A 25,489-nucleotide genomic window follows, 5' to 3' on the forward strand; every position below is an offset into this window, starting at 1 on the left:
CAAGAAGGAGCTCACCATGACCAGCACACCCATCCGGATCCCCGGCGAGTGGCGGATCCCGTACAACTACACCATCGGCTCGTTCGCGTCGCAGTTCTTCGACGCGCTCCGAGAGCAGCGGATCCTCGGCTGCCGTTGCTCGGGCTGCCAGCGCGTCAGCGTGCCGCCCAAGTCGTTCTGCGAGTACTGCTTCAAGCCGGTCGAGGAGCTCGCCGAGCTGGGGCACGACGGCTCCATCGAGGCGGTGACCGTGGTGACCGCGCCGTTCGCCGGCTCTCCGCCGGTGCCCTACGCGGTCGCCTACGTGCGGCTCGAGGGCGCGACCTCCTCGATCGCGAACTACGTCCGCGGCGTCACCCTCGACGCCGATGCCTTCGAGCTGCCGGACGATCTGGCCGTCGGCGCACCCGTCCACGTCGTCTTCGGCGACGCGGCCGAGGGCCGCGTGACGGACTTCTGGTTCGAGCCGGGGCACCGTGGGTGAGCAGAGAAGCCGTGCGGCGGCGCCCCTGAGCGGCGTCCGCGTCGTCAGCCTCGCCGAGCAGTACCCCGGCCCGTACGCGACCATGATCCTCGCCGACCTCGGCGCCGAGGTGGTCATGGTCGAGCGAACAGGAGGAGGGGACCCGACCCGGCGGTTCGACGGGCACTTCGAGGCCCTCAACCGCGGCAAGCGATCACTCGCGATCGACCTCAAGTCGGTCCAGGGCAAGTCGGTGATGGACAAGCTGCTCGCGACGGCGGACGTCCTGATCGAGGGCTTCCGTCCCGGTGTGATGGACAGGCTGGGATTCGGCGCGGACGAGGTCGGCCGCCGGTTCCCGTCCCTGGTCTACTGCTCGGTCTCGGCCCTCGGCCAGACCGGCCCGCTGAGTCCTCGGGGCGGGCACGACCTAACGCTGCAGGGGATGGCGGGCTTCGTCTCGTCCGACGAGCCCGCTCCGCTCCCGCTGGCCGACCTCTCATCGGCCCTGTTCAGCGCACTCGGCATCGTGACCTCGCTTTACGCCCGCCGGGAGTCCGGGAGGGGGGCGACGGTCGACGTGGCCATGCTCGACTCCCTCATCTCCTGGCGGACGATCGGACTGGTGTCGTCGATGAACGACCTGACCCCGTCGCCGTACCCGCCGCGCGACCCGGGCTACGGTGTCTTCCGGACCGAGGACGGCGTCCCGTTCTCGCTGAGCATCGCTGGCGAGGACCACCAGTGGCTGGCGCTGTGCCAGGAGCTGGGCCTCGACGGCCTCGCCGCGCTGACCACGCTGGAGCGGGAGAGCCGCGAGGACGAGCTCTCGAAGCGGCTCGCGGAGGCGTGCGCGACGGTCCCGTGGGACCACCTGTCGGGCAGGCTCGAGGCGCGTGGTGTCGGGTTCGGACCGGTGCACGACGACGCCGGCGTCGTCGCCGACCCGCAAGTGCGAGCCCGGGGCCTCGTGGTCGAGGTGGCCGATGGCTCCGGCGTCCGCGTGGTCCGGCAGCCGATCGTGATCAACGGTCAGGCGTCCACCGTGCCGTTCCGTGCGCCCCGGCTGGGGCAGGACACGGACCGGTTCCTGGTCGAGCTCGGCTACTCGCCGCACGAGATCGACGAGCTCTCCTCCGCAGGTGTAGTGGGACGCGACCAGGAGGTGCGCGGATGACGCGCCGTCGGGCGCTGGTCACGGGTGCCTCGCGCGGCATCGGCTTCGGCATCGCGTCGTACCTGGCCGAGCAGGGCTTCGACCTGGTCATCAGTGCGCGACCTTCTGATTCGTTGGAGGCCGCGGCAAAGAGTCTCCGCGGCCTGGGCGCCGAGGTCACGGTTGCCCCTGCCGACATGGGCGACCGAGACGAGGTGCTTCAACTCACCGAGACGGTCCAGGACCAGTGGTCGGAGCTGGACGTGCTCGTCCTCGCGGCCGGGGTCGGCACCGCTCACGGCATCGTCGACTACCCGGCACGCCGGCTCGACAAGCAGCTGAACGTGAACTTCGGCGCACCATTCCTGTTGTTGTCCCATTGCCTCCCGCTGTTGCGCGAGGGGGCTCGTCAGAATCCGACCAGGGGGGCCAAGGTGATCGCTCTCAGTTCCATCGGCGGCGTTTACCCCGAGGCGGGATTGTCGGCGTACGGAGCGTCCAAGGCGGCGCTGTCCTCCTTGTGCCAGTCCGTCAATCTCGAGGAGGCCACGCACGGGGTAACGGCAACAGCCATCGCGCCCGCCTACGTCGACACGGAGATGTCGGCATGGATACGTGACACGATCCCTCAAGACGAGATGATCTCGGTCGACGACATCGTGTCCATCGTCGGATCGCTGATTACGCTCTCCCGGCGCGCCGTCGTCCCCCAGTTGGTCGTCCACCGCGCTAGCGACAACCTCTACAAGGCGTGAACGTTCATTGAACCGCCCCGGAGTTTCCGGAGGCTCCGGTGTGTCTCTACCCGGTCGGGACGAGACGGTTTCGTGCAGCGTAGTGAATCTCCTCGGCCTGGATCGGTGTCAGGTCGTCGATGGATTCGTGGGGGCGTTCGTGGTTGAAACAGTCGACCCAGTCCAAGGTGGCGAGCTCGGCCGGGAAGCCCCGCCACCGGCCGAGCAGCCACCGATAGGGTACCTGGGTCGCCGACCCCAGCGTGCGGCCGCAAATCGTGGGAGAGTTTGATGGCTTCGCTTCCCGCCCTCGCCGACCCGAACAGCAGCGCCGAGTCGATGCGCGGCGTCGCCGCCGCGTTCCTCCACCAGGTGGCCACCGCGCGGGTCTCGAGTACAGCGCGGACACGATGTGGGCCGAGTTCGGCCTGTGGGTGCCGGCGGAAGAGCCTGACAGAGCTGCCGAGGAACTCGTCGATCTGTTCGGCGACTGCACTCCGGACGCTCCTGCGGTCGTGGCGGTGCTTTGGAAGCATTGGTCAGCCAGCGCGCCAGCCTGGTGGCGCACACAAGTTATGGAGATCGAGCCGGACTCGAAGGAGCCCTGGATGCGGGTCTTCTTTGTGGACCCTGCCACCTGCTTGGTGCGGTTGACCGACGTGGCAGCCGTCCGTCGTTGCACAGATGAGCTCCCTCTAAGTTGCTGCGACTCCCTCAAGCCATCGAGCCTTCGCCACCCGCCATCGCCAGAAGACCTGTTGCTGGAGGTGGAAATCACCGACGTCTAGGCTGACGCGTTCATCACGCATTATCTGCACCAGGAGTCGCACCGGGTCGGGCCGCTGTGGACGACGATCGACGCGCAGGCGACAGCTGCCCGTGACCGGCTCCTCGAGGTGATCCGGACGGCGGCCGCAGGAGCGGTGCGGACCGAGGTGAACGTCGTCGCCTGGGTGTACGACACCGAGGTCCCTTGCGTCACGCACGCGTACGAGTCGCTGCCCGCCTACGTCGACGTCGACGCAGCCGCCGGAATGCGGCTGGTGGCGCACCTGCGCCGCGACGGCACGGTGGGTTGGGAGGGTAGCGGCGAGCATATGAAGGCCGTGCTCACCGTTGTCGCTTTGTACGGCGGGACCGTGCATTTGGCCCACTGCCCAAAGGACAACGCGGTTTATTCGGTTCTGGGTAGATTTGGCGTCCACGATGGTGATGCTTTAGGTGACGTTGCGTGTTCGTTCGGTGCGTCTTTGGCTTGTGGTGCGTGGGCTGGTGCGTTGTCGGGCGGTGCGGTTGCGGGGCTGCGCGGTGATCGCGGTGATCAGGCCATCGACGTCGGGGGCGGATACGTGTCCACACCGGCCGCATCCGGGGCTCGTGGTGGCGTGGCTGCGGGTCAGGGCGAGAACGGCAGCGAAGTTGATCTCGTCGGGGTCGACCTGCAGGGTGACGGCTGCGGCGACGGCGAGGCGCACGAGAGCGTTGTAGACGATGAGCAGCCCCCAGATCTCCTGCACGGCCAGGCGGGGTGTCTGCCCGCGCAGCCGGGTTCCGGACCCGCGCAGGGTGCCCTTCAACCGCAAGTAGATGATCTCTACCTGCCATCTTTCGGCATAGATCGCGGCGATCTGCTCGGCCGGGTATGCCTCGTGGTCGAGCAGGGTCATCAGGATCCGGAACCGGCTGGTCCGGGCCCGCCCGCGCGCGTCGGTGACGGTGAGAGTGAACTTCGACGAGCCGGGCGATCGTGTCGGGTAGCCGGGTCAGGCCGCAGTCGCCGGTCTTGGCCCTGTACCGTGCGAAAACTCGTCGCGACCGCGGCGCCAACCACGCCCTACACACCATCGCCCTCTGCCGCCTGCGCTACGACCAACGAACCCGCCTACGAGCAGCGACGCATCACCGAAGGCCTCAGCAAGCAAGCGATCCTCCGCTGCCTCAAGCGCTACATCGTCCGCGACGTCTACACCGCCCTCGCCCCTTGGCCTCCATAAGAGCATCGGGATGACGTGTTCTGTTGGTCCTCTCGCAAAAAGCTTCGCACACGCTCCCGAATCCATCGGATTTGCTCGCAGTCATCGTCCACACGGGCTAGCGCTCTCTCTTGCTCACTCAGGACGTCGGGAGAAGCAACTACCTCCCAGTCTTCGCGCCCCAAAGCTCGACGAGTCCGCTCCAGCCAAGCGAGCCGACCGGAAACAAGGACTGGTGGTGCAAAAAGATGCGCGACAACAAAGGGCGAGACGAGAGCACTACCCAGCACCTCACAGGAGCTGGCTGGACAGTGCTGAGATTTTGGGAGCACCAAGATTCCGCGGGAGTTGCCAACGCTATAGGTCGATGCCTAGCCAGCACCTATCCGCTTGATGCGGCACGCGCCCCATTGATGGTTGATGCGTCGCCTAAGTGTCTCCACTGCAATTGATGTAGGCCCGGCGGGACAACGCATGGAGCTACCCGTGGCAGCCGTTCGAGGAGGACCTCCGTACAAGCGCACCTGACCTCCTCCATCCCCGGTGCTACGTAGAAGACCACGCTGGCGAACTCGGCCACTTGGACTTCCTCCAAGTGCTATGCCAGGACGAGATCACCCGCCGGGAGACCATGTCCATGCACCGGCGGCCGCGCCGTGCCCACTTCGACGAACAAGCCACCCTGGAAGGCTTCGACTTCGCCGCCAGCCCAAGCTGCCCGCCGCGCAGATCCGTGACCTCGCCGTTCTCCGATGGCTCCACAGCGGGGAATCGATCGTCCTGCACGGCCCCGTCGGCGTCGGGAAAACCCACGTGGCGCAGGCCCTCGGGCACCTCGCCATCCGCCAAGGCGCCGAGGTTGACGTCGAAGCGCAGCAGCCTCTCACCCTCGGGACCCTGCCGTACCGACAGCCGAGCCGCTATCACCTGGTTCTATCGGGTCGCGCGGACCGCGTTGGCCGCTTGGGCCGAAGGCTTCCGTGTTGCCAACCGTGCTCACTCACTCCATGAGTCCCGCTGTGGTATCGCTCGGAGATGACGCCGCCGACCCGGCGCAGCTAAAACAGCCGGTTGATCCTCTCGTGCCCTGCCACCGGCGACCAGGTTGAGGGTCAGCCGCTCTTCCGTGCCTCCTAGTACCTGCCGTATCCGCGGGATAGGCCAACGCAACTCATCGGCTAGCTCCGAGATCGTCAGCCCATGGTCGGTAGCCAACTCGAAAGCTTGGCGCAGAAGAACAGGTTGTTCACCGGGGAAGCCCTCGACCGGCTCCAAGGCGGGCTTTGCCTTGTTCAAGCGCTGGTAGGCGCGGGCTGCTGTGGTGTCGGTGTAGAGGCCCACTTCCCTGCATCGGTAGATGAGGCTGTGGATCGATATGCCCCACGCGCGCTGCAGGTCAGCGAAGGCGGCGAAGTTCACTCTGGTCGGCAAGAGCGGCGCGATGCTGTCGCGAGGCGTGAGGAACTCAGCGGCGAAGGCATCTGCCTCTCGTTCCTGTCCTGGATCTCCAGGCATCGAGTCCGCGTGCAGTACCAGGTGACCGAGTTCGTGTGCAGTGGTGAAGCGTTGCCGGTACACGTCGTGGGTCCGGTCGCGGCTGATGACGACAAAGGGCCTCGGCAGGCGTGAGGTCGAGAAGGCGTCAACGGTGCGGAAGTCTCCGTCGGCAGGAGCGTGGACGACCACGATGCCGCGGATCTCCAGCGTACGGACGAGATGCGGCACCGGTCGGGTGCTGAGTTTCCAGTGCTGACGTAGGGCACGGGCGGCCTCGACGGGATCGGCGGGAAGGCTGGCGCCCGGGGTGATCTCCCCGCCCGCAAATCCAGGCAGGTCAACATGGGGCAGAACGACGCGACGTTCGAGGGCGTAGATCAGCTCCCAGACTTGCTCGGTGAAGGAGAGCGCCTTCGCTCGCTGATAGGAACGTGTCTCGCGGAGGTGGCGAAAGTGAGCTGCTGTCGTGTCCAGGCGCGCATAGGGTCGGCCGATCTGAAAGAAGTCGACTGGATAGCCGAGGTGTTGCGCCAGCGCGATCAATATCTCTGGCCTAGGGCGGGAGCCGGATTCGTACTGACCGATAGCTGCGGCGCTGACGCCGACCCGCTCGGAAAGCTCCTTCTTGGTAAGACCGGCGAGTTGGCGGGCCTGTGTCAGCCGGGCGGAGTCGAACTGACGGGCGACAGCAGCAGCCGATCCGGTGTGCGGCTCTGTTTTGAGGCCGCCGACGGAGAACAGGTCATCGGGTTCGTCAGTGCTGGGCATCGCTTCGCTGCTGATTGTGGGGTTGCTCGGCATTCTGGGTATCGGAATCGGGATGCGATGTGGTGCGAGCCTGGAGCACCGGGTTGGGCAGATCGGCGTGGTCGAAACGCGGTGCCGCGTCAGGCGGTCCGGCCTGAGTGAGGAGGCGCAGGCCGGGGATCAGCGTCGCGGCCGGGACCGGGAGAGGCTGCGCTGTCACCCACTTCGCCGCGCTCTTCTCGCTCACGCTGATCTGGCCCCATCCCATGTTCAGCAACCCTCGCCGTTCGTGTGCGGCGTAGTAGATGATCACGATACCGTCAGGCTGCAGGCCACGCAGAAGGTCGCTGCCCTTCTCGTCCACTGCGCTCTCCATGCCCTCGAAGGCGGGCTGGAGATGGTCGGGCTTCGGGCCGAAGAGACGGGCAAGCTCCAGGGTCGTCTTGTTGATCCGCTTCAGTGCGCGAGGGCTGTCGAAGGCGGTGGCCAGGTCCTTGGCGTACTCCACCGGCAGCACAGCGACGTTGTTGATGACGACGATGCGGTAACTCTTGCCAACGGGCTTCACCGTCTGGGCACCCGGGATCTCGCCGAGGTGGGCCATCAATTCCTCGTAACGAGCAGGCCAGCCACCCCCGAACGCGTGACGCGACTGCAGACGCACAGCGTGGTGACCGTCCATCTGCCGAGCAACGGCGGCTTGGATAGCCACAGGGATGGCCTGCACGAGCATCTCGGCGGCCTCGCGGCCGAACATCGACACGGCCCATCTCGCCGGCCGGACCCGCTTCGCCACTGGCGCCCCCTCCGCTTTACCTGCGCGCCAAACCCTAGCACTTACGCTTTAGTTTTGTGCGCGATTCCGCCATCCAGTTGGAGTCGGTAGTTGTCCTGGCACGACCGGCGGCCTTAGGTCGCGAGGCATGGCGGATTGAGCGCAGGCCGGTGACGTGTGTGGACAGAGCCCCTCACTGCGCTCGACGGAGGCGGTACCGCTCCAGCCGATCGGCCCGGTAGCGGTCGAGGGTGAACGCGGCGTCATCGAGCCGGGGACATCCGGAATCGTTGCACTTTGCGCACAGGTTCCGCTCGTGGAACTCGATGCAGTACGAGGCGAGGACGACGGCGAACGGGACTCGCGTCAGCAACTCCTCCCCCATCACCCGGCCCGCCCCCGAGAGCGGTACTGCTGGCCCAGGGTGAGGAGTGGGGCGCGTTGGTACTCCACCGTCGGCTCGGTTGCCCAGTAGTGCGGACGGCCGGTGTTGCAGCGAGCCTGGACCTCGGAGACCGCCCGCGGGCCGAGGGCTCCGGAACGGTTCGGGCAGGCGGTTGCAGGGCCGGTCCGGTCGACCGGTAGCGGACGCCGATTGAACGGCCACAGCTTCATGAGATCCCTCCTGGCTGGGGGTTTGCGGACGCCTACCGAAGGTAAACCATCTCGTCCTACTCGTACAGCCCGTCTTATACGTGTAGGCCGTACCCTACGGCCTGCTCAGGCTGCGCGTCCATAAGGTCCGGCTCATGGTTGACGAGATGTCTCCGGTGGCGCTCTACATCCAGCTCGCAGACCTCCTTGCCAAGCAAATCGAGGTTGGGAAACTCAAACCGCGCCAGCCGGTCCCGAGCGAAACCCATCTACAGCAGGAGTACGGCGTCAGCCGCGGAACGGTCCGGGCGGCTGTCCGTCTGCTTCGGGAGCGCGGTCTGGTCGTGACGTTGCCGGCTCGCGGTTCTTATGTCGCCGAGCGGAAGCCATAGCCCTATCCGTCTGGAATACCGGCGAGAGTGGGCAGGGCCGTAGACGCCTGCCTAGCGGGGCTGAGGTCGCTTCCGGAGCCTCCGCCGACCTCCCCGCCCGATCGCGGTTGCACCGGCCGCCGTGGCGGTGCCGTCTCGTCAAGCGATGACCAAGACAGTCGGCGGGGCTGACGCCAGCGGGCGGTGTGGCCGGCGGTGTCCGGGTTTCGACGCCGGGCGGGGTCGGCGGCGGTGGCGGGCGTTGGATCTGGGTCCGGTCCGGGTGGTGATCGAGGCTGACGCGCCACGGGTGTCGTGTCCCGTCCATGGGGTGGTGGTCGCGGCGGTGCCGTGGGCGCGTCACGACGCCGGACATACCCGCGTCTTGGATGACACGGTGGCGTGGCTTGCCCCGGCGTGCGCGAAGAACGCGGTGCCGGAGTTGATGCGCATCCCGTGGCGGACCGTCGGGTCGATCGTGGCGCGGGTGTGGGCCGATGGTGGCGGCGCCGCGGACCGCCTGGCGAGGATGCGCCGGATCGGGATCGACGAGATCTCGTTTCAGCGGGGACACAAGTATCTGACCATCGTGGTCGATCACGACAGCGGCCGGCTGCTACGGGCCTATGAGGGCCGCGACAGCAAACCCCTCGACGGGTTCTTCGACGCCCTCGGCGAGCAGCGCGCCGCGCAACTGACCCACGTCAGCGCGGACGCCGCCGAGTGGATCGCGTCGGTGGTGGCCCGTTGCGCCCCGACCGCGATCCGCTGCGCGGACGTGCACCCGGCTGCTCCCAACACGCTCCCCGGCCCTGACCGGAGAGGCCACCAGCGACTGACCGGCTGGCGTGGTTCTGATCGCGCAGGCCACAGCCCGCGGGGACGACGAGTTCGAGGTGCTGGGCCGCCGCTGCGACCGCGAGCGGGACCTCAGGTCATCACATCCAGACCAGAAGCTCCCAAACCGCTACCCAGGCATTCGAAAACCGGGCCTCGCTGACGCCGACCGCAGCATCGGTTTGCCATCAAGCGCGCGACACGGCGCCGTAGTTGAAGTCGTACTCGTCAAGGTTGCCCAACTAGTTCGGCCACGGCTGGCCGACCATCATGCCTTGGAGCAACCCGGCGACCTAGTATCGACGATCATGGGCAGCCGGGTGAACTCTGCGCTCGTTCGGGACGGACGATTCGAGCGGTACGCGCAGGGCGGCGGCGCCGGCGCGATTACCCAACGCTTTCTTTGGCGAGCGCCTCCGCTGCACGACGGTCCGCCGTGCGCCCCGTCTTGGCCTGATGGATCTCCTGGTAGATCTCGGCGCGCAGTTCGGCGAACCGCGGCAGCGACCGGGTGGCCAACTGGTCACGGTCGGTGGGCAGATCAACCGTTACCTGGTGCTGTACGACCGTGGGTGAGGCGGACAACACGATGACCCGCTCTCCGAGGTAGACCGCCTCGTCGATATCGTGGGTGACGAACAGAAGCGTGATACCGAACCGCTGCCACACCGAGCGGACTAGGTCCTCGAGATCCGCCCTGGTCTGGGCGTCGACCGCGGCGAACGGCTCGTCCATCAGCAGCACCTGCGGCTCGTAGGCCAACGCCCGGGCGATCGCGACACGCTGCTGCATTCCACCCGACAACTGCCAGGGGTATGCGTTCTCCACGTCGTGCAGGTCCACCGCTTCCAGCGACTCCATGACGAGCTGACCTCGCCGGGCACGGCCGAGCCGCTTCTCCTTCAGCGGAAGCTCGACGTTCGCTCCGACCGTCATCCACGGGTACAGGCTGCGTCCGTACTCCTGGAACACCACCGCCATGTCGGCCGGCGGCCCGGCGACCCGCTGCCCATGCACCGACACCTCGCCGGACGTTGGCGGCAGCAGGCCGGCGATGCACTTGAGCAACGTCGTCTTGCCGCAGCCGGACGGGCCGACCAGGCAGACCAGCTCCCCGGCCTTCAGTTCGAACGTCAGGTCTCGGACGGCCTCGACGGTTCGGCCATGGCCGCCGTAGACCTTCCGCAGGCCGCGCACCTCAAGCATTGCCTACCTCCTGTAGTTTTGCGAAAGCCGGCGGACGAGAGCGGTCACGACCGCTCGGCGCGCCGCAGACCGCGATGCCAGGCGAGGACGCGGTCCTCGACGAAGCGGAACAGAATCGACAGCGCAAACCCGAGCAGGCCGAGCAGGACGATGCCGGCCCACATCTCGGGAATGGCAAAACTGCGCTGGAGCTGCACGATCGCGAACCCGAGCCCGTTCGTCGCCGCGAACATCTCGCTGATCACCATCAGGATGATCGCGATGGACAGCGCCTGGCGGAGACCAGCGAAGATCTGCGGGCTCGCGGCCGGAAGCACCACCCGGCGCAGCAGCGTCCGGCGGGAGAACCGGTAGCAGCGAGCAGTGTCGAGCTGTACCGGGTCGACGGCGCGGACGCCCTCCACGCTGTTGAGCAAGATCGGCCACAACGCGCCGGAGGCGATGACGAGCACCTTCATCGTCGTTCCGATGCCGGCGAACAGGATCAGCACGGGCACCAGTACCGGGGGCGGGATCGCCCGAAAGAACTCCAGCACCGGCTCGAGGGCCTGCCGGACCGGACGGGAAAGACCCACCAGTACACCGAGCCCGACCCCGAGGACGGCGGCCAGCAGGTAGCCCATCGCCAGCCGCTCGAGGCTGGGCAGCACGTCGTCGCCGAGCCGGGAACCGAGCCAGTCGGAGGCCAGGGCATCCATGATGACCTGGACCGACGGCAGGTAGAAGTTCGTGCTGCCGGCGGTGCCGAACCACAGCGCGACGAAGATGACCAGCGGCAGTCCCACGATGAACGCGAGCGACGTCGCGCGCCGAAGCAGCCAGGTCATGCCGCCACCTCTCCCCGGACGGATGGGTGCCAGGACAGTAGCCGGCGCTCGACGGCGCGGGCGCCGACGTTCACCAGTACGCCCAGCAGCCCGGTGGTGACCACGTACGCGTACACCAGCGGAATCGCCGCGCTGGACTGGGCGATCGCTATCTCCTTGCCGAGCCCGGGCGCGCCGATGACGAGTTCGCCGGTGACCGCGAGGATCAGCGCCACGCTGGCGGCCAATCGCACTCCGGTCATGAAGTACGGCAGAACCGTCGGCCAGGTGACGTGCCGCAGCAACGACAGCCGGCCCAGCCGGAACGAGCGCGCCGTATCGGCGGCGACCGGGTCCACGTCGTGCGCCCCGTACATGACCTGGATCAGGACCTGCCAGAACGCCGCGTACACGATGAGCAGGAGCTTGGAGCGGATGTCGCTGCCGTAGAGCAGGACAGCGAGCGGGATCAGCGACACCGACGGGATGGGACGCAAGAACTCGACCAGCGAGGCGGTGAGTCGACGCAGGAAGCCGATGCTGCCGAGCGTCAGACCCACGGCGGTCCCGGCGACCACGGCGATGACCAGGCCGATCGCCCAGGAGCGGACGGTGTCCCAGACCGCGATCCAGAACGACGGCCGGCCCACCTCGCCGGCCAGAGCGCTGACGATCTCGCTCGTCGGCGGGAGGTAGGCCGGCGATACGATGCCCGTCCGGGGCACCAACTCCAGCACCAGCAGCAGCCCAACGAGCCCGAGCAGCCCGAGCGGGACCGGCCCGCGCCGCGGGTGCCCGGCATTGCCTGACTGCACCGCAGCCGGCTGCGAAAGTGCCACCGGGCTCGCCCGCCCGGTCGACACACTGGTCGGCCCGCTCATCTCCAGCCCCCTTGCTTGGTGCGACAGCCGGGTCCACGGCGTAGCACGGTGTTCACCTGCTAGGCCGTGGTTCCGACGAACCATAGGCCACGCGTTACGCGATCCAGAACGACGGCAAGTGCCTTTTCTGTCTGGCAGAACAGATCGATCGCCCAAACGGATGGAACCGGTCAGAGGTCTTGTCTGATCGCCTCGGCGGCGCGGCGCAGAGGCTCGACGAAGCCGCGCAGGCGGGAGTGGTCGGCCCGTGGGGCGGGCACGGCGACGGCGAGTGCGGCGACCGCGCGACCGCCATGGTCCCGCACGCAGACCGCCACGGCGTACACGCCCTGCTCGCTTTCCCCCCGGTTCATCGCATAACCGAGCCGGCGCGCGTCCGCGAGTTCTTCCTGCAGCGCCGCCAGGTCGGTCAACGTGCGGTCGGTGATTCGGCTGAACCCCCTGGGATACAGCTCCTCCAGCTCGCTGTCGGTCAGCTCGGCGAGCAGCATCTTGCCGCCGGATGTGGCGTGCGCCGGCACCAGCGCCCCGGTGCGGGAGGTGACGCGCAGCGCCTGGTCGGCCTCCACGCCGTCGATGAAGCGGACGGCGGCGCCCTCGAGCACCACGAGATTGGCGGTCTCGCGCAACTCGGCCGCCAGTCGCTCCATGTGGTGCCGGGCCTTGCGGCGCACGTCCAGCTCGCCGACTGCGGCCAGGCCGATCTCGACCAGGGCCCGCCCGGCCCGGTACGACCGGGACGCCGTGTCCTGGAGAGCGAACCCGTGGTGGACCAGCGTCATGAGTAACCGGTGCGCGGTGGACCTGGCGACACCCAGCTCGTCGCTGACGTCGGTCACGCGGACCTCCCCTCTGTCCCGCATGAGGAGGATCAACCGCAGCGCCTTGTCGACGGACTCGATGGCGTACGGAGGGAGAGGCTTGTCCCCGCGGTTCGGCATGACGGGACCATATGTGACCGGCCATTGTTCTGGCCAGCAGAAAAACACGTTGGACTTGTTCCATCACCCGCAACACGGTCGCTACGGTGGCGGGACTCAGGCACCCGACCAGGAGAAGCCATGCACTCTTCGTTGCGCCTTGCCGCGTCGTCCACAATCTGCCTGCTGCTCGCCGCCTGCGGTGCGTCGAGCGGCGGCTCGTCCAAGACAGTGCCGGACAGCAGCAAACCCACCGCCATCAAGATCGCTGAGACCGCCGGCGTCCCCGCCGCCTTCCTTGAGTACGGCGAGCAGAAGGGCCTGTTCAAGGCGCAGGGGCTGGCCCTGGAGATCGACACCGCGGCCGGCGGTGCCGCCGTCATCCCGGGTGTTGTCAGCGGCAACTACCAGTTCGGTGGCTCCAACACCACGAGCGTTCTGCTCGCGTCCAGCAAGGGCCTGCCGATCTCCCTCGTCGCTCCCGGCACGTTCGCCACCGACAAGGCCGACGCGGACTTCTCCGCTGTGCTCGTAGCCAACGGCAGCCCGATCACCTCGGCGAAGGACCTCGCCGGCAAGAAGATCGCGGTCAACACCCTGAAGAACATCGGCGACGTCACGATCAAGGCCTCCCTCGAGGGTCGCGGCGTCGACACCTCCGGCATCCAGTTCGTCGAGGTCGGCTTCCCCGACATGCTGGCTACGCTGGCCGCCGGACGGGTGGACGCCGCTTGGGAGATCGAGCCGTTCGTGTCGCTTGGTCGCCAGCAGGGATTCCAGCCGGTGCTGTGGCCTTACGTAGAGTCCAAGCCCAGCCTGCAGATCGGCTCGTTCGTCACCTCCACCAAGTACGTCAAGGAGCAGCCGAAGGTGGTGGAAGCCTTCCAGAAGGGCGTCGCAGCCACCGCCGAGGCCATCGCATCCGACCCTGCCGCGTTCCGGACCGCCCTGCCCACGCTGCAGAAGGTCTCCCCCGACGCCGCACAGAAGATGATCCTGCCGGTGTGGCAGCCCAAGTGCGACCTGGACTCGCTGCGCTTCATGGCCGAGAAGATGGGCAAGTACGGCCTGTCCAACGGCAAGATCGACTTGGACACACTGGTTGCCCCCGGGGCGGCTGAGTGAGCCTGAAGGTCGCCAAAGTGTTGCCGGTGTCCCGCTGCGCGCTGGTGGTCGTCGACGTGCAGAACGACTACTGCGACCCGGACGGGGCGCTCGCCCGGGCGGGTGGCGACATGAGCCAAGTCGCCCCCGCCGTGGATGCCATCTCCGCGCTGCTCGACGTGGCCCGGGCCGCCGGGGTCCCGTGCCTGCACGTGCGCACGGAGCACTCGGACTGGACGGACACGCCCGAGTGGTTGGCCCGGGGTGACGCCGGCAACCTGCTCGACCCGAGACATCACCCGATCGTTTGGCAGGGCTCATGGGGGGCGCAGCCCTACCGCATCTCCGCGGCGGACAACGAGCGCGTCGTCGTCAAGCATCGGTACTCCGGCTTCGCGTACACCTCCCTGGAGTTGTCCCTGCGGGCGCGCGGTCGCCACGTCGTGCTGCTCGCCGGGGTGACCAGCGACCTGTGCGTACGGGCGACCGGCTTCGACGCGCTCGCCCGGGGTTTCCAGCCGGTACTGGTTGCCGACGCCGCCGCGGCCACGAGCCGGGCCCGGCACGACTGCGCCGTCAACGAGTTCCGGTCCTACCTGGGGCCGGTCGTCACCGTCGCGGAGGTCCGGGCCGCATGGTCTCCCCCCGCCGCGGAATCCGCTGCATCGGCCGAGCCGGCCGCCCAGATCTGAACCGTTCCTGCCAAGGAGGCACCTGAAGCAATGCGTCTGGCCACCATCCGAACGGCTATGGGCACTCGAGCAGCCCGGGTCGAGAACAATGTCGTCGTCCCGCTCGGCTATCAGGACGTGGGCGCGCTGCTCGCCGCGGCTGAGTTGCAGGACATCGATCGGATCCGGCCGGCCGGCGAGCCGGTACCCGTCGAGGACGTCGATTTCGCCCCGGTCGTCACCAGTCCATCGAAGATTATCTGCGTCGGGCTGAACTATCGCACGCACATCCTCGAGATGGGGCGCGACCTGCCCGAGCACCCCACGCTGTTCGCGAAGTTCGCCGACACGCTCATCGGCGCTCGGGACGAGGTCGTACTGCCGGCCACGAGCGCTGAGGTCGACTGGGAGGCCGAGCTGGGCGTCGTCATCGGCACCCCGCTGCGCCGGGCTACCTCCGAACAGGCCCGCGAAGCCATCGCCGGTTACACAGTCGTCAACGACGTCTCGATGCGGGACTGGCAGTGGCGGACCACCCAGTGGCTGCAGGGCAAGGCGTTCGAGCGCAGCACGCCGGTTGGGCCGTTCCTGGTCACGCCCGACGAGATCGACCATGCCCGGGACCTGGAGCTGCGCTGCGAGGTCGACGGCGTCGTCATGCAGCGCAGCCGCACCTCGGACCTGCTCTTCGACCCCGCGACCACCGTCGCCTACATCAGCCAGTTCACCACGCTGCGCCCGGGCGATCTGATCGCCACCGGCACGCCCGGCGGGGTCGGCGCGGCCCGCAACCCAAAGGTCTTCCTGGCACCCGGGCAGACCCTACTGACCGTCGTCGAAGGCCTCGGCGAGTGCCTCAACGTCTGCCGAGAGGAAAAAGAGTGAGCGCAATCCGCAGCGGCGACGACGTGCTCATCATCGGCGCCGGAATCGGTGGCCTGGTGCTCGCCCTCGAACTGCACGACGCCGGCATCCCGTGCCGCGTCTACGAGGCCGTACCCGAGATCCGCCCACTCGGCGTGGGCATCAACATCCTGCCGCACGCCTCCAGGGTTATGTGCCAGCTGGGCCTGGAGCCCGAGCTCGCACGGGTCGCGGTGACAACCCGCGAGTCCGTCTTCTACAACCGGTTCGGTCAGCTCATCTACCGGGAGCCGAGCGGTCGGTTCGCGGGATACGACTACCCGCAGTTCTCCATCCACCGGGGCGACCTGCAGCAGGTATTGCTGCAGGCGGTACGCGAGCGGCTGGGTCCGGACGGTGTTGTACTGGACCACCGCTGTACCGGTGTGACCCAGGACGACCGGAGCGCGCAGGTGCAGTTCCGCAGCTCCAGCACCGGCGCGCAGCTGCCCACTGTTGCGGCGAGTGCCGTAGTAGCCTGCGACGGGATCCATTCGGCGATCCGCGCGCAACTGCACCCCGACGAAGGGCTGCCGCGGTACTCCGGCATCAACATGTGGCGCGGCACCACGGTCGGACGGCCGATCCTGACCGGCGCAAGCATGATCCGCGCTGGATGGCTGGACCACGGCAAGATGGTCATCTACCCGATTCGCGACAACGTCGACGGGCAGGGAAGCCAGCTCATCAACTGGGTCGCGGAGATCGAGACGCCGCGCCAGGTCGAGCGCGACTGGGGCCGCCAGGGCCAGCTCGAGGACTTCGTCGGCGCCTTCGCGGACTGGCACTTCGACTGGCTCGACGTGCCCGCGATGCTGCGCGGCACCGAACAGGTGCTGGAGTACCCGATGGTCGACCAAGATCCGCTGGACCGCTGGACCTTCGGCCGGGTGACGCTGCTCGGCGACGCGGCACACCCGATGGTGCCGCGCGGGTCCAACGGGGCCGGACAGGCGATTATCGACGCGCGAGTGCTGCGCCGGTCGCTGTCGACCATCGGCGACCCGCAGGCAGCTCTCCAGGCGTACTCAGACCAGCGGCTGCCGGCCACCGCCCAGGTGGTGCGCACCAACCGCAGCACACCGCCCGACGTGATCATCCGCGAGGTGTGGGAACGCACCAAGGACCAACCGTTCGATCGCATCGAGGATGTGATCAGCCAGGGCGAGCTGGAGGCGATCTCGCGGCGTTACAAGGAGATCGCCGGCTTCTCACCGGAGGCCCTGCGCACCGGCGACTGATCTGGTGCCGGCACGATCCACTGTCCGAGCTGCCGCGCTGCTCGCATAGAGGCTTGGGAATCGACGACGCGGGTGACCGCCCAGCTATGCCATTGAGAAGGAGCCAGAGATGACCGACACCGTGACGTCGCCGGTGCGCCTCACCGTGGTCGACTCGCCGGATCAGCCGACGCCGTCGGCGTCGCTCGAGGAGCTGTACCGCGGCTTCGAGCAGGAGCTCCTGGTTCCGTTGTGGACGGAGATCGGGGACCTGATGCCGCCGCGTCCGCGGTCCAAGGCTGTCCCCCATCTGTGGCGGTGGGAGAGCCTGGTGGCCCTGGCGGATCGGGCCGGGCACCTGGTCCCGGTCGGCCGCGGCGGGGAGCGGCGGGCGATCGCGCTGGCGAACCCGGCGCTGGGCGGCCGCCCGTTCGCCACGCCGACGCTGTGGGCGGCGATCCAGTACCTGATGCCGGGCGAGGACGCCCCGGAGCACCGGCACACCCAGCACGCCTTCCGCTTCGTCGTCGAAGGCGAGGGGGTCTGGACCGTGGTCGGCCGCGATCCGGTGGCCATGAGCCGCGGGGACTTCCTACCGCAGGCGGGCTGGAACTGGCACGCCCACCACAACGCGGCAGATAAGCCGATGGCGTGGATCGACGGCCTGGACATCCCGTTCCAGTACCTCACCGAGTCGCAGTTCTTCGAGTTCGGCCGTGACGAAATCAGCCCGGCCGAGCGCACCACGCCCGAACGCTCCCGCTCCGAGCGGCTCTGGGGCCACCCCGGCCTGCGCCCCGTCTCGGCCCCGGGCCCGCGGCCCGGCACCCCGCTGCTGGCCTACCGGTGGGTGGACACCGACCGGGCGCTGACCGACCAGCTCGAACTGGAGGCCGAGGGTCACGCCGGGACAGTCGAGCCGGGTCACGCGGCGGTCCGCTATGTCAACCCCACCAGCGGGGGCGACGTGCTGCCGACCATCCGGGCGGAGATGCACCGCATCCGCCGCAGCGCCGAGACGGTGCCCCGCCGGGAGGTCGGCTCCTCGGTCTACCAGGTCTTCGACGGCAGCGGACGGGTCACGGTCGGCAACGCGTCCTGGTCGGTCAGCCGCGGCGACCTTTTCGTCGTCCCCTCCTGGGTGCCGTTCTCGGCCAGGTCCGAGGCCTCGGCGTCCGACTCCGACTCGGCTGCTCTTGATCTCTTCCGATTCAGCGACAGCCCAATCCTCGAGGCGCTGCACCTGGACCGCGTCCACCCGGAAGGACAGAACGCATGAAGCTCGCCACCATCCGTACCGCCGACGGCGCCACCCGAGCCGTCCGCATGCAGGGAGAAAGGCTGGTCGACCTCGGCCTCGCCGACGTCGGCGAGCTGCTGGCCCGGCCGGACTGGGCCGAGCACGCGGCCCGGACGGAGCGGCCCGCGGTTCAGGCCGTCGGTTACGCGCCGGTCGTGCCCCGCCCAGGCAAGATCATCTGTGTCGGTCTGAACTACCGCAACCACATCCTCGAGATGGGGCGGGACCTTCCCCAGTACCCGACCCTGTTCGCCAAGTACCCCGAGGCGCTCATCGGTGCCTACGACGAGATCCGGCTTCCATCGGAGTCCGACCAGGTCGACTGGGAGGCCGAACTCGCGATCGTCATCGGCAGGACCGTACGCCGCGCCACCGACGCCGAGGCCAGTGAGGCGATTGCCGGGTTCGCCGTCCTCAACGACGTCACCATGCGCGACTGGCAGTACCGCACCCACATGTGGCTGCAGGGCAAGACGTGGGAGGCCACCACGCCCTTCGGCCCGTACCTGGTCACCCCCGACGAACTGCCCGGCGGCACCCGACCCTCGCTCACCCTGACCGGAACCGTCGACGGTGAGGTCGTGCAGCAGGCCGACACCTCGAATCTCGTGTTCGACCCTGTCGCCCTGGTGCGGTACATCTCCACGATCGTCACGCTCAACCCGGGCGACGTCATCGCCTCCGGCACCCCCGGTGGGGTAGGCCACGCCCGCAAGCCCGCCCGGTACCTCGCCGACGGCAGCGTCCTGACCACCGAGATCACCGGACTGGGCCGGTCCGAGGCCAAGGCCGTAGCCGAGTCGGTTGCCTGATGGTCGCCGACCGTACCCGGGCGGACAGCCTGCGCTGGATGGCTCAGGGCAGCAAGACATTCTCCGCCGCCCTGGCCGCCCTGCCGGACGACCGGCTGGACCAGCCGACCGCACTTGCCGGCTGGACCGGCAAGCACCTGCTGGCCCACATCGCCGCCAACGCCGACGCGCTGGTCAACCTGGCACACTGGGCGCGCACCGGCGAGGAGACGCCGATGTACTCCTCGCCGCAGCAGCGCGACGCGGACATCGAGGCCGGCGCCACGCGGCCGGCGGCCGAGCTGCGGGCTTGGGCGGCGCGGGCCGCCGCGACCCTCCACGCGCGGCTGGCTGGGCTGGACGAGCAGCAGTGGCGCCGGCAGGTCCGCACCGCCCAGGGCCGCACCGTCACCGCCGAGGAGATCCCGTGGATGCGGGCCCGCGAGGTCATGATCCATGCCGTCGACCTCGGCGCCGGGGTGGGCTTCGACGACCTGCCAGCGGACTTCCTCGCCGCCCTGCTCGACGACATTGCCGCAAAGCGGTCCGCCGCCGGCGACGGTCCCGCGCTCACCCTCACAGCCACCGATCACCGCGGCAAGTGGGCCGTCTCCGCCGTCGGCGGCTCCACCCCGGTGACCGGCACCCTCGCCGGCCTCACGGCGTACCTCTCCGGCCGCCCGGCGCCCGGCGTCACCAGCACCGGCGAGGAGCCCGCGCCCGAACTGCCGCGGTGGCTCTGACCGGGCGCGATTCTTGCTTGAGAGAAAGACCAGGCAATGACCACAGGCAGCAACGACGTCGACGTCATCGTGGTGGGCGGCGACATCGGCGAGCTGTCCAACGCCGCCTTCAACCGCACGGCCGATTCCACCTACTTTGCTTCCCCCGGCACATACCACATACCAGCGTGTTGGGGGTCCCGAAGCCATCGGACTCGGGATGCCTCATCGGGTCGAGGCCTCCAATCGCGATACGGCAGGAAGGCGAACCCCTCTTGGTCAGGATGGTCTGAGACACCCCGTGTGAGTGGGGGGTGCTGACCAGAGGACGGGGATCGGAGATCCTTGTGTACGTGTCCACCTCATCTGGCAAGCAGTCGGCGTCCGGCGGCGGGGTCGATCCGGCGCCGAAGCCGTCCCGGCGGGTTTTCAGCTCGGAGTACAAGCTCGCGATGGTCGCCGAGTACGAGAACGCCCCGAACGGTGAGAAAGGCGCGATCCTGCGCCGGGAGGGTTTGTACTCGTCTCACATCATCGAATGGACACGAGCTCGTGACGCCGGAGTGCTCGGTAACCCGGGCGGCCGGAAGGAGGATGCCGCAACGATTCCTGCGGGGCAGCGGGTGAAGAAGTCGGCCGAGCAGTTGGAGTTGGAGAAGCTACGCCGGCAGAACGAGAAACTCCAAGCGGATCTGAAAAAGACCCGCATGGCCCTCGATATTATGGGAAAAGCACACGCGCTCTTGGAAGAACTCTCCGAGAGCGCGGACATCGACAGCCCGCCGAAGAAATCTTGACCGCAGTCTTCGCGGAACTCCGTGATGGCGGGATGCCGGTGCAACGTGCGTGCGCGCTGACCGGAACATCACGGGCGACCTACTACCGCCAGGCCAAGCCTCGTGGACCACGGCACGGACCATGGCTGCCGCGGACCCCACCGCCGCAGGCGCTCAGCACCGCCGAACGTGACCAGGTCCTGGCCCTGCTGAACTCGCCCGCCTACGCCGATCTGGCGATCCCGCAGGTCTGGGCGAGGGAACTCGATGCGGGCCGCTACCACTGCTCGATGTCCACGATGTATCGGATCGCCCGTGCCGCGGGGCAGAGCCGGGAACGACGCCGGCTGGCCAGTCACCCGCCGCGGGTGCGCCCCGAGTTGGTCGCGACCGGCCCCGGTCAGGTGTGGTCCTGGGACATCACCGCGTTGAAAGGACCAGTCAAAGGCGTCTGGTTCAAGTGCTACGTCATCATCGATATCTACTCACGTTACATCACCGGTTGGCTCGTCGCCGCCGGCGAGGACGCGGTCGTGGCCCGCGATTTCCTCGCCGAGGCGGTCCTGCGAAACGGGATTGAGCCGCACACCATCCATGCCGACCGCGGCGGCGCCATGACATCGAAGCCGGTATCGGAAATGCTTGTTGATCTCGGTGTGCTCCGTTCGCATTCACGGCCCCGGACCTCGAACGACAACCCGTACTCCGAGGCCCAGTTCAAAACCATGAAGTACGTGCCGGACTTCCCGGAGAGGTTCGGATCCCTCGCGGACGCACGAGCTTTCTGCGACGGCTTCTTCACCGCCTACAATCACGAACACCGGCATTCCGGGATCGGCTGGCATACCCCAGCATCGGTGCACTACGGCACTGCCAGCCACATCCGCGAGCAACGCCAGGCCACCCTCGACGCAGCTCACGCTGCGCACCCGGACAGGTTCAACCACCGGCCCCGCGCACCCAAACTCCCCGACCAAGCGTGGATCAACCAGCCAGCCCAACAGACACAGACCGTCTCATTTTGACTTAACAACTACCGGATCGCGTGTCGGCGTACGGTCGTCACGATGACGAGTGGGAGGTACTGGTGCGCGCGGGCAAGCAGTTCCTGCGCGAGCGGGCGTTGATGGAGCGCGACACGTCCTACACCGAGATGAGCGTGACGCTGGCGCGGCGTACGGGCTGCCCGGCGTTCGACTTCTCGGAGCAGGCCGAGCGTGCTGCGATGGGCTTTCTGCTGGGCCGGATTGTCCAGGAGACGTATCCGGTTGTAGGGGCGATGATGTCGGCGCTGGTGATCTACCTTGATGCGAACGACGCCGGCCCAGGCTTCTATCAGCTCGCGCAGGACATGGGTTTACTCCAGAAGGGTGCCTCGAAGCAGGCCCGAGAGGCGTTCTGGATCCAGCAGGTGCGAGGGGCCTCTGACCATTTCCGTGCAAGTGGCCGACTTTGAGTTCGAGCCGGACCACGCGGGCCCTCGCCTGGAGCGGTTGGCTTCCGCTCGGCGATCGGGCCGCTCGCCTGCAAGTGCCAAGAGGCCCGGGGCTGTACCAGGTGAGGCGCATCGGTGAAGGCGCCCTCGCCTACGTCGGGCAGACCGCTGAGCTGCGACGCCGACTCAATCAGCTATGCGTTCTCTATCGAGAGGAGATGCCGTACAACGACCCGCATACGGCCGCTCCCTGCCTGTGGGTCATGCGCACCGCCGGCGGCGCCAGTTTCGAGTTCTCCATTGCGGAGTTCGCCGGGGACGTCAGGGTACGCAAGATGGCGGAGTGTGTGGTGCTTTCGCAGCACCGAGCGCGATTCGGTCGCTCGCCGACGGCCAACTTTGGACGCATGCCGGACGGGTGGGTCAAGTCCACAGGTAACAACGCGGCGCTCGTGAGGGCAGGCCGCCGGGCACGCGGTTACCAGGACTCTCGCGCTTCCCGGCCTGCCGACCAGGGACCAGTTCTTGACCTTGGTCGCGCTCCGACGGGGTGTGACTGGGCCGAGCTTCCCTGGAGCTCCTGGAGTTCCGGAACGGTGACGGAGCCCATGGTGGGCGTCTACCGAATCCGCCGCCCCGGCCAGACGCGCCTCGTGTACATCGGCCAAGGGCTGATCCGGGCCCGACTGGCCGCTCATGTCGCCAAGAGCCAACGTGAAGGCCACCGGCAGCGCGCCGCGTTCAGCCAACCCCTCGAAAGCTCCTGGGCAGGCTTGCCGGGCTGCTCCCCGACCCAACTGCTCGAGATCGAGTGCGACCTGATCGCCAGTCACGCCCTCACAACAGGATTGGCGCCCGAGGCCCAATTTCTCGGGTGATGGAGGGCCGAGCCCGGCCAATGCATCCTCGCGACCACTTCAGGGACGCCGAAGAGGTCTCCAGCCAGAAGGGCCTGGTCAGGGCGTTACCCGTGGGATCATCGTCCCAAATAACGGCACGCCGGCGCGCTCCATGAAGCCAACCTGAACGACGCTCGTCTATTCCTACCCGGGGCGCCGAGGCGAAGTTCGACGGCCGGAGGTGTCGGGCGGCGCTAGCCGTGTTGGGAGCAGCGACAGGTGACCACTTCGGACGTCACTGGGAGGTCAAGCGCTTCGAAGCGCGCGTCGTTGCTGCCCAGCGGCTTGACTGCGGTACGGCCGGGTGACCTCTTCGCTGCGGTGACCACTTAGCCGGCCTGCACCCAATCTGCTCCCAACGCAACGCCCGGCCGCCCCGCACGGTCGTTACCGCCCTGGCCTGCTCACACTCCCCCACCAGGCCAGATAGACAGCAGTTGCCGTCTGGTCAAAGTCGTTGAGCACTCCGTGTGAAGCGGGACGCTGCGATGCGTCTGACAAGGGAAGACGTAAAACTGCAGGTCGGGCCCGTGCTGTTCAGCGCAGTTCAGTGCTGTTCGACGCAGTTGAAGGCCGTTCAGCGCACCCCGCTGCTCCCAATTCGCTCCCCGGTCTCGGGGCTAGCCGCGACGGCAGATCGGCGGTGGTCTGCCGCGGGTTCTCCAAAATCGCGTTGGTGAATTCTGATGTCACCCGGCCGTCAGAGAGCGTGACGCGGCGCGGCGCGGCTACTGTATCCCCCGGAGTTTCGGCGCAAGATCCTGGATCTGATCGGGGCAGGTCGGCCAGTGACCGATGTCGCCCGTCATTTTGCCACCGGCGCCGGGCTGTGGAGGATCTCAGTCGTTTCGCGGAAAGCCCAGGTTGAGCCCACCGTGGCTCGGGTCGAGCCAGCGCGAGGTGACGACCTTGCCGCGGGTGTAGAAGTGGACGCCATCCATGCCGTGGGCGTGGGTGTCGCCGAAGAGGCTGTCCTTCCACCCACCGAACGAGTAGTAGGACACCGGCACCGGGATCGACACGTTGATGCCGACCATGCCGACCTCCGCTTGATTCTGGAAGCGCCGCGCCGCGCCGCCGTCGTTGGTGAAGATGGCGGTGCCGTTGCCGTACGGGTTGGCGTTGATAAGGTTCAGCCCCTCCTCGTAGGACTTCACGCGAACGACGGACAGCACCGGGCCGAAGATCTCGTCGCGGTAGATGGACATCTGCGGGGTGACGTGGTCGAAGAGGGTCGGCCCGAGCCAGAAGCCCTGGTCGCCGCCGTCGAACTCGTCCTTGCGCCCGTCGACGACCAGGGTCGCGCCCGCATCGACGCCTGCCTCCACATAGCCGGCCACCTTGTCGCGGTGCACGCTGGTGACCAGTGGCCCCATGTCGCATCCGCGGGTGCCGTCGCCGGTGCGCAGCTTGCGCATCCGGTCCGTGATCTTTTCGATGAGCTCGTCGGCGATGGTGTCGACCGCGACGAGCGCCGAGATCGCCATGCAGCGCTCGCCGGCGGAACCGAAGCCCGCGTTGATCGCGGCGTCCGCGGCCAGGTCGAGGTCCGCGTCGGGCAGGACCAGCATGTGGTTCTTGGCGCCGCCGAGGGCCTGGACCCGCTTGCCGTGCGCCGTCGCGGTCTCGTAGACGTACCGGGCGATCGGGGTGGAGCCGACGAACGAGATGGCCTTGACGTCAGGGTGGGTCAGCAGCGCGTCGACGGCTTCCTTGTCGCCGTGCACCACGTTCATCACGCCGTCGGGAAGACCGGCCTCGCGCCAGAGCCGGGCCACGGCCACGGCCGCCGACGGATCCTTCTCGCTGGGTTTCAGGACCACCGCGTTGCCGCAGGCGATGGCGATGGGGATGAACCACAGCGGTACCATGGCGGGGAAGTTGAACGGGGAGATCACGGCGACGACGCCGAGCGGCTGCCGGAGCGAGTACACGTCCACCTTGGTGGAGGCGTTCTCGGTAAACCCACCCTTCAGCAGCTGCGGGATCCCGCAGGCGAACTCGGCGACCTCCAGGCCCCGCGTCACCTCGCCGAGCGCGTCGTCGAGCACCTTGCCGTGCTCGGCGGTGATCAGCGCGGCGATCTCCTGCTTTCGGGCGTTGAGAAGCTCCCGGAAGGCGAAAAGTACCTGCGTTCGCTTGGCCAGCGACGTGTCGGCCCAACCCTCCCACGCGGTCCGGGCCGTGGCCACGACGTCGCCTACGAGGTCCGCGGATGCCAGGTCGACACGGCCGGTCACCTCCCCGGACGCCGGGTTGAAGACCTCGCTGGTCCGTCCGGAGGTGCCATCCCAGCGGCCGCCGATGAGATGTGTGATGCGGGCGGGTTCGGTACCCAGGGTGCTCATGCTGATAGTCCTTCCGCGTACGGGCGGTGTGCCGAGTGGTCGGGGGATCTCGGAGCCGGGTGAGGGCGATTGAGCTACGTAGCGGCTCAAGGGCGCGCAGCGTCCACGACATGATCAGCTCTGAGACGCATTCACAAACCCGAGATTCTTTTCACCACGTTCGCCAGCGGCGCGCCAATGACGTAGCTCTGAAGGTCTTGGACGGACATACACTGCAAGCACGCCTTCGCGGTATCCCGCTTTGGGTGCACCACCGACAGGGACGGAGCGACGCGGGAGGCTCCATCCATGCCCTGGTCGAGGTGCGGAGCGGGTGCCGTTGCGGGCCGTCGGCTGTTGTTCGATGCAGTTCGGCGCCGT

At 67.8% G+C, this 25,489-nt stretch carries 26 protein-coding genes and 3 pseudogenes; 19 read left to right on the top strand and 10 right to left on the bottom strand.

Going from position 1 to position 25,489, the window contains the following annotated elements:
* Nucleotides 1–16: 16 nt before the first annotated feature.
* From ACWD5O_RS26650 to ACWD5O_RS26665, 4 genes are all read left to right on the top strand, one after another.
* Entirely contained in the window at nucleotides 17–484 is a 468-nt protein-coding gene (locus ACWD5O_RS26650) for a Zn-ribbon domain-containing OB-fold protein (RefSeq protein ID WP_450086901.1), read from the top strand.
* Nucleotides 477–1,640, top strand: coding sequence for a CaiB/BaiF CoA transferase family protein (locus ACWD5O_RS26655; RefSeq protein WP_450086902.1), 1,164 nt, complete (start codon nucleotides 477–479; stop codon nucleotides 1,638–1,640). Before ACWD5O_RS26650 ends, ACWD5O_RS26655 begins: the two co-directional genes overlap by 8 nt.
* Nucleotides 1,637–2,374 (top strand): SDR family NAD(P)-dependent oxidoreductase, encoded by a 738-nt coding sequence (locus tag ACWD5O_RS26660; RefSeq protein WP_450086903.1) that lies wholly within the window; start codon nucleotides 1,637–1,639, stop codon nucleotides 2,372–2,374. Before ACWD5O_RS26655 ends, ACWD5O_RS26660 begins: the two co-directional genes overlap by 4 nt.
* Before the next feature lie 389 nt (nucleotides 2,375–2,763).
* Nucleotides 2,764–3,141: a hypothetical protein gene (locus tag ACWD5O_RS26665; RefSeq protein ID WP_450086904.1), complete on the top strand. Its 378-nt coding sequence runs from the start codon at nucleotides 2,764–2,766 to the stop codon at nucleotides 3,139–3,141.
* A 429-nt stretch (nucleotides 3,142–3,570) separates the two neighbouring features.
* Here ACWD5O_RS26665 and ACWD5O_RS26670 read toward each other — a convergent pair.
* A pseudogene (locus tag ACWD5O_RS26670) lies at nucleotides 3,571–4,035 on the bottom strand (transposase); the annotation flags it as partial.
* Nucleotides 4,036–4,166: 131 nt separating this feature from the next.
* On the opposite strand from ACWD5O_RS26670, the pseudogene ACWD5O_RS26675 reads away from it, so the two are divergent.
* Together ACWD5O_RS26675 and ACWD5O_RS26680 are read left to right on the top strand one after the other, a co-directional pair.
* A pseudogene (locus tag ACWD5O_RS26675) lies at nucleotides 4,167–4,347 on the top strand (IS110 family transposase); the annotation flags it as partial.
* Nucleotides 4,348–4,926: 579 nt separating this feature from the next.
* Nucleotides 4,927–5,337 carry an ATP-binding protein gene (locus tag ACWD5O_RS26680; protein WP_450086905.1) on the top strand — a complete coding sequence of 137 codons (411 nt, stop codon included), beginning with the start codon at nucleotides 4,927–4,929 and terminating at the stop codon, nucleotides 5,335–5,337.
* Here the strand turns inward: ACWD5O_RS26680 and ACWD5O_RS26685 are convergent.
* From ACWD5O_RS26685 to ACWD5O_RS26700, 4 genes are all read right to left on the bottom strand, one after another.
* Complete coding sequence (locus tag ACWD5O_RS26685; RefSeq protein ID WP_450086906.1) at nucleotides 5,323–6,591, bottom strand: XRE family transcriptional regulator; 1,269 nt, start codon at nucleotides 6,589–6,591, stop codon at nucleotides 5,323–5,325. The two genes, ACWD5O_RS26680 and ACWD5O_RS26685, sit on opposite strands and share 15 nt — an antisense overlap.
* Nucleotides 6,578–7,333 carry a hypothetical protein gene (locus ACWD5O_RS26690; protein ID WP_450086907.1) on the bottom strand — a complete coding sequence of 252 codons (756 nt, stop codon included), beginning with the start codon at nucleotides 7,331–7,333 and terminating at the stop codon, nucleotides 6,578–6,580. Before ACWD5O_RS26690 ends, ACWD5O_RS26685 begins: the two co-directional genes overlap by 14 nt.
* Nucleotides 7,334–7,538: 205 nt before the next feature.
* Nucleotides 7,539–7,718, bottom strand: a complete 180-nt coding sequence (locus tag ACWD5O_RS26695) for a hypothetical protein (RefSeq protein WP_450086908.1) — start codon at nucleotides 7,716–7,718, stop codon at nucleotides 7,539–7,541.
* A gap of 11 nt (nucleotides 7,719–7,729) precedes the next feature.
* Nucleotides 7,730–7,960: a hypothetical protein gene (locus ACWD5O_RS26700; RefSeq protein ID WP_450086909.1), complete on the bottom strand. Its 231-nt coding sequence runs from the start codon at nucleotides 7,958–7,960 to the stop codon at nucleotides 7,730–7,732.
* Nucleotides 7,961–8,094: 134 nt separating this feature from the next.
* Here ACWD5O_RS26700 and ACWD5O_RS26705 point away from each other — a divergent pair, with 134 nt between their 5' ends.
* Nucleotides 8,095–8,331 (top strand): GntR family transcriptional regulator, encoded by a 237-nt coding sequence (locus tag ACWD5O_RS26705; RefSeq protein WP_450086910.1) that lies wholly within the window; start codon nucleotides 8,095–8,097, stop codon nucleotides 8,329–8,331.
* Nucleotides 8,332–8,509: 178 nt separating this feature from the next.
* Nucleotides 8,510–9,088, top strand: a pseudogene (locus ACWD5O_RS26710) (transposase); the annotation flags it as partial.
* A 446-nt stretch (nucleotides 9,089–9,534) separates the two neighbouring features.
* Here the strand turns inward: ACWD5O_RS26710 and ACWD5O_RS26715 are convergent.
* The 4 genes from ACWD5O_RS26715 to ACWD5O_RS26730 form a co-directional block, all read right to left on the bottom strand.
* Complete coding sequence (locus ACWD5O_RS26715) at nucleotides 9,535–10,353, bottom strand: ABC transporter ATP-binding protein (protein WP_450086911.1); 819 nt, start codon at nucleotides 10,351–10,353, stop codon at nucleotides 9,535–9,537.
* Between the two features lie 44 nt (nucleotides 10,354–10,397).
* Nucleotides 10,398–11,180 (bottom strand): ABC transporter permease, encoded by a 783-nt coding sequence (locus ACWD5O_RS26720; protein ID WP_450086912.1) that lies wholly within the window; start codon nucleotides 11,178–11,180, stop codon nucleotides 10,398–10,400.
* Entirely contained in the window at nucleotides 11,177–11,974 is a 798-nt protein-coding gene (locus ACWD5O_RS26725) for an ABC transporter permease (protein ID WP_450086913.1), read from the bottom strand. The genes ACWD5O_RS26720 and ACWD5O_RS26725 overlap by 4 nt, the downstream gene beginning before the upstream one ends.
* A 236-nt stretch (nucleotides 11,975–12,210) precedes the next feature.
* Complete coding sequence (locus ACWD5O_RS26730) at nucleotides 12,211–12,981, bottom strand: IclR family transcriptional regulator (RefSeq protein ID WP_450086914.1); 771 nt, start codon at nucleotides 12,979–12,981, stop codon at nucleotides 12,211–12,213.
* Between the two features lie 120 nt (nucleotides 12,982–13,101).
* Here ACWD5O_RS26730 and ACWD5O_RS26735 point away from each other — a divergent pair, with 120 nt between their 5' ends.
* The 11 genes from ACWD5O_RS26735 to ACWD5O_RS26785 all read left to right on the top strand — a co-directional run bounded on the left by ACWD5O_RS26735 (nucleotide 13,102) and on the right by ACWD5O_RS26785 (nucleotide 22,760).
* Nucleotides 13,102–14,085, top strand: coding sequence for an ABC transporter substrate-binding protein (locus ACWD5O_RS26735; protein ID WP_450086915.1), 984 nt, complete (start codon nucleotides 13,102–13,104; stop codon nucleotides 14,083–14,085).
* Nucleotides 14,082–14,756 carry a cysteine hydrolase family protein gene (locus ACWD5O_RS26740; protein WP_450086916.1) on the top strand — a complete coding sequence of 225 codons (675 nt, stop codon included), beginning with the start codon at nucleotides 14,082–14,084 and terminating at the stop codon, nucleotides 14,754–14,756. Before ACWD5O_RS26735 ends, ACWD5O_RS26740 begins: the two co-directional genes overlap by 4 nt.
* Before the next feature lie 57 nt (nucleotides 14,757–14,813).
* Nucleotides 14,814–15,620 (top strand): fumarylacetoacetate hydrolase family protein, encoded by an 807-nt coding sequence (locus tag ACWD5O_RS26745; protein ID WP_450086917.1) that lies wholly within the window; start codon nucleotides 14,814–14,816, stop codon nucleotides 15,618–15,620.
* Nucleotides 15,617–16,879: a flavin-dependent oxidoreductase gene (locus tag ACWD5O_RS26750; protein WP_450086918.1), complete on the top strand. Its 1,263-nt coding sequence runs from the start codon at nucleotides 15,617–15,619 to the stop codon at nucleotides 16,877–16,879. Before ACWD5O_RS26745 ends, ACWD5O_RS26750 begins: the two co-directional genes overlap by 4 nt.
* Before the next feature lie 109 nt (nucleotides 16,880–16,988).
* Nucleotides 16,989–18,137, top strand: a complete 1,149-nt coding sequence (locus ACWD5O_RS26755) for a cupin domain-containing protein (protein ID WP_450086919.1) — start codon at nucleotides 16,989–16,991, stop codon at nucleotides 18,135–18,137.
* The gene (locus tag ACWD5O_RS26760) at nucleotides 18,134–18,970 is read left to right on the top strand and encodes a fumarylacetoacetate hydrolase family protein (RefSeq protein WP_450086920.1); all 837 of its coding nucleotides are present in this window, start codon (nucleotides 18,134–18,136) and stop codon (nucleotides 18,968–18,970) included. The genes ACWD5O_RS26755 and ACWD5O_RS26760 overlap by 4 nt, the downstream gene beginning before the upstream one ends.
* Complete coding sequence (locus tag ACWD5O_RS26765; protein ID WP_450086921.1) at nucleotides 18,970–19,692, top strand: maleylpyruvate isomerase family mycothiol-dependent enzyme; 723 nt, start codon at nucleotides 18,970–18,972, stop codon at nucleotides 19,690–19,692. Before ACWD5O_RS26760 ends, ACWD5O_RS26765 begins: the two co-directional genes overlap by 1 nt.
* 332 nt (nucleotides 19,693–20,024) lie before the next feature.
* Nucleotides 20,025–20,468: a hypothetical protein gene (locus ACWD5O_RS26770; RefSeq protein ID WP_450086922.1), complete on the top strand. Its 444-nt coding sequence runs from the start codon at nucleotides 20,025–20,027 to the stop codon at nucleotides 20,466–20,468.
* Nucleotides 20,465–21,472 carry an IS3 family transposase gene (locus ACWD5O_RS26775; RefSeq protein WP_450086923.1) on the top strand — a complete coding sequence of 336 codons (1,008 nt, stop codon included), beginning with the start codon at nucleotides 20,465–20,467 and terminating at the stop codon, nucleotides 21,470–21,472. The genes ACWD5O_RS26770 and ACWD5O_RS26775 overlap by 4 nt, the downstream gene beginning before the upstream one ends.
* 62 nt (nucleotides 21,473–21,534) lie before the next feature.
* Nucleotides 21,535–21,903, top strand: coding sequence for a hypothetical protein (locus tag ACWD5O_RS26780; protein WP_450086924.1), 369 nt, complete (start codon nucleotides 21,535–21,537; stop codon nucleotides 21,901–21,903).
* A 197-nt stretch (nucleotides 21,904–22,100) separates the two neighbouring features.
* Nucleotides 22,101–22,760 (top strand): hypothetical protein, encoded by a 660-nt coding sequence (locus ACWD5O_RS26785; protein WP_450086925.1) that lies wholly within the window; start codon nucleotides 22,101–22,103, stop codon nucleotides 22,758–22,760.
* Nucleotides 22,761–23,620: 860 nt separating this feature from the next.
* Here ACWD5O_RS26785 and ACWD5O_RS26790 read toward each other — a convergent pair.
* Nucleotides 23,621–25,129: a CoA-acylating methylmalonate-semialdehyde dehydrogenase gene (locus ACWD5O_RS26790; protein ID WP_450086926.1), complete on the bottom strand. Its 1,509-nt coding sequence runs from the start codon at nucleotides 25,127–25,129 to the stop codon at nucleotides 23,621–23,623.
* Nucleotides 25,130–25,489: the final 360 nt, after the last annotated feature.

Source organism: Micromonospora sp. NPDC005161, assembly GCF_053599855.1.

Coding starts and splice junctions, on each gene's coding strand:
- ACWD5O_RS26660 (WP_450086903.1), top strand. CDS start 1,637: ATGACGCGCCGTCGGGCGCTGGTCACGGGTGCCTCGCGCGGCATCGGC.
- ACWD5O_RS26650 (WP_450086901.1), top strand. CDS start 17: ATGACCAGCACACCCATCCGGATCCCCGGCGAGTGGCGGATCCCGTAC.
- ACWD5O_RS26705 (WP_450086910.1), top strand. CDS start 8,095: ATGGTTGACGAGATGTCTCCGGTGGCGCTCTACATCCAGCTCGCAGAC.
- ACWD5O_RS26665 (WP_450086904.1), top strand. CDS start 2,764: ATGTGGGCCGAGTTCGGCCTGTGGGTGCCGGCGGAAGAGCCTGACAGA.
- ACWD5O_RS26745 (WP_450086917.1), top strand. CDS start 14,814: ATGGGCACTCGAGCAGCCCGGGTCGAGAACAATGTCGTCGTCCCGCTC.
- ACWD5O_RS26720 (WP_450086912.1), bottom strand. CDS start 11,180: ATGACCTGGCTGCTTCGGCGCGCGACGTCGCTCGCGTTCATCGTGGGA.
- ACWD5O_RS26715 (WP_450086911.1), bottom strand. CDS start 10,353: ATGCTTGAGGTGCGCGGCCTGCGGAAGGTCTACGGCGGCCATGGCCGA.
- ACWD5O_RS26685 (WP_450086906.1), bottom strand. CDS start 6,591: ATGCCCAGCACTGACGAACCCGATGACCTGTTCTCCGTCGGCGGCCTC.
- ACWD5O_RS26700 (WP_450086909.1), bottom strand. CDS start 7,960: ATGAAGCTGTGGCCGTTCAATCGGCGTCCGCTACCGGTCGACCGGACC.
- ACWD5O_RS26760 (WP_450086920.1), top strand. CDS start 18,134: ATGAAGCTCGCCACCATCCGTACCGCCGACGGCGCCACCCGAGCCGTC.
- ACWD5O_RS26785 (WP_450086925.1), top strand. CDS start 22,101: ATGCCGTACAACGACCCGCATACGGCCGCTCCCTGCCTGTGGGTCATG.
- ACWD5O_RS26755 (WP_450086919.1), top strand. CDS start 16,989: ATGACCGACACCGTGACGTCGCCGGTGCGCCTCACCGTGGTCGACTCG.
- ACWD5O_RS26735 (WP_450086915.1), top strand. CDS start 13,102: ATGCACTCTTCGTTGCGCCTTGCCGCGTCGTCCACAATCTGCCTGCTG.
- ACWD5O_RS26680 (WP_450086905.1), top strand. CDS start 4,927: ATGCCAGGACGAGATCACCCGCCGGGAGACCATGTCCATGCACCGGCG.
- ACWD5O_RS26730 (WP_450086914.1), bottom strand. CDS start 12,981: ATGCCGAACCGCGGGGACAAGCCTCTCCCTCCGTACGCCATCGAGTCC.
- ACWD5O_RS26790 (WP_450086926.1), bottom strand. CDS start 25,129: ATGAGCACCCTGGGTACCGAACCCGCCCGCATCACACATCTCATCGGC.
- ACWD5O_RS26765 (WP_450086921.1), top strand. CDS start 18,970: ATGGTCGCCGACCGTACCCGGGCGGACAGCCTGCGCTGGATGGCTCAG.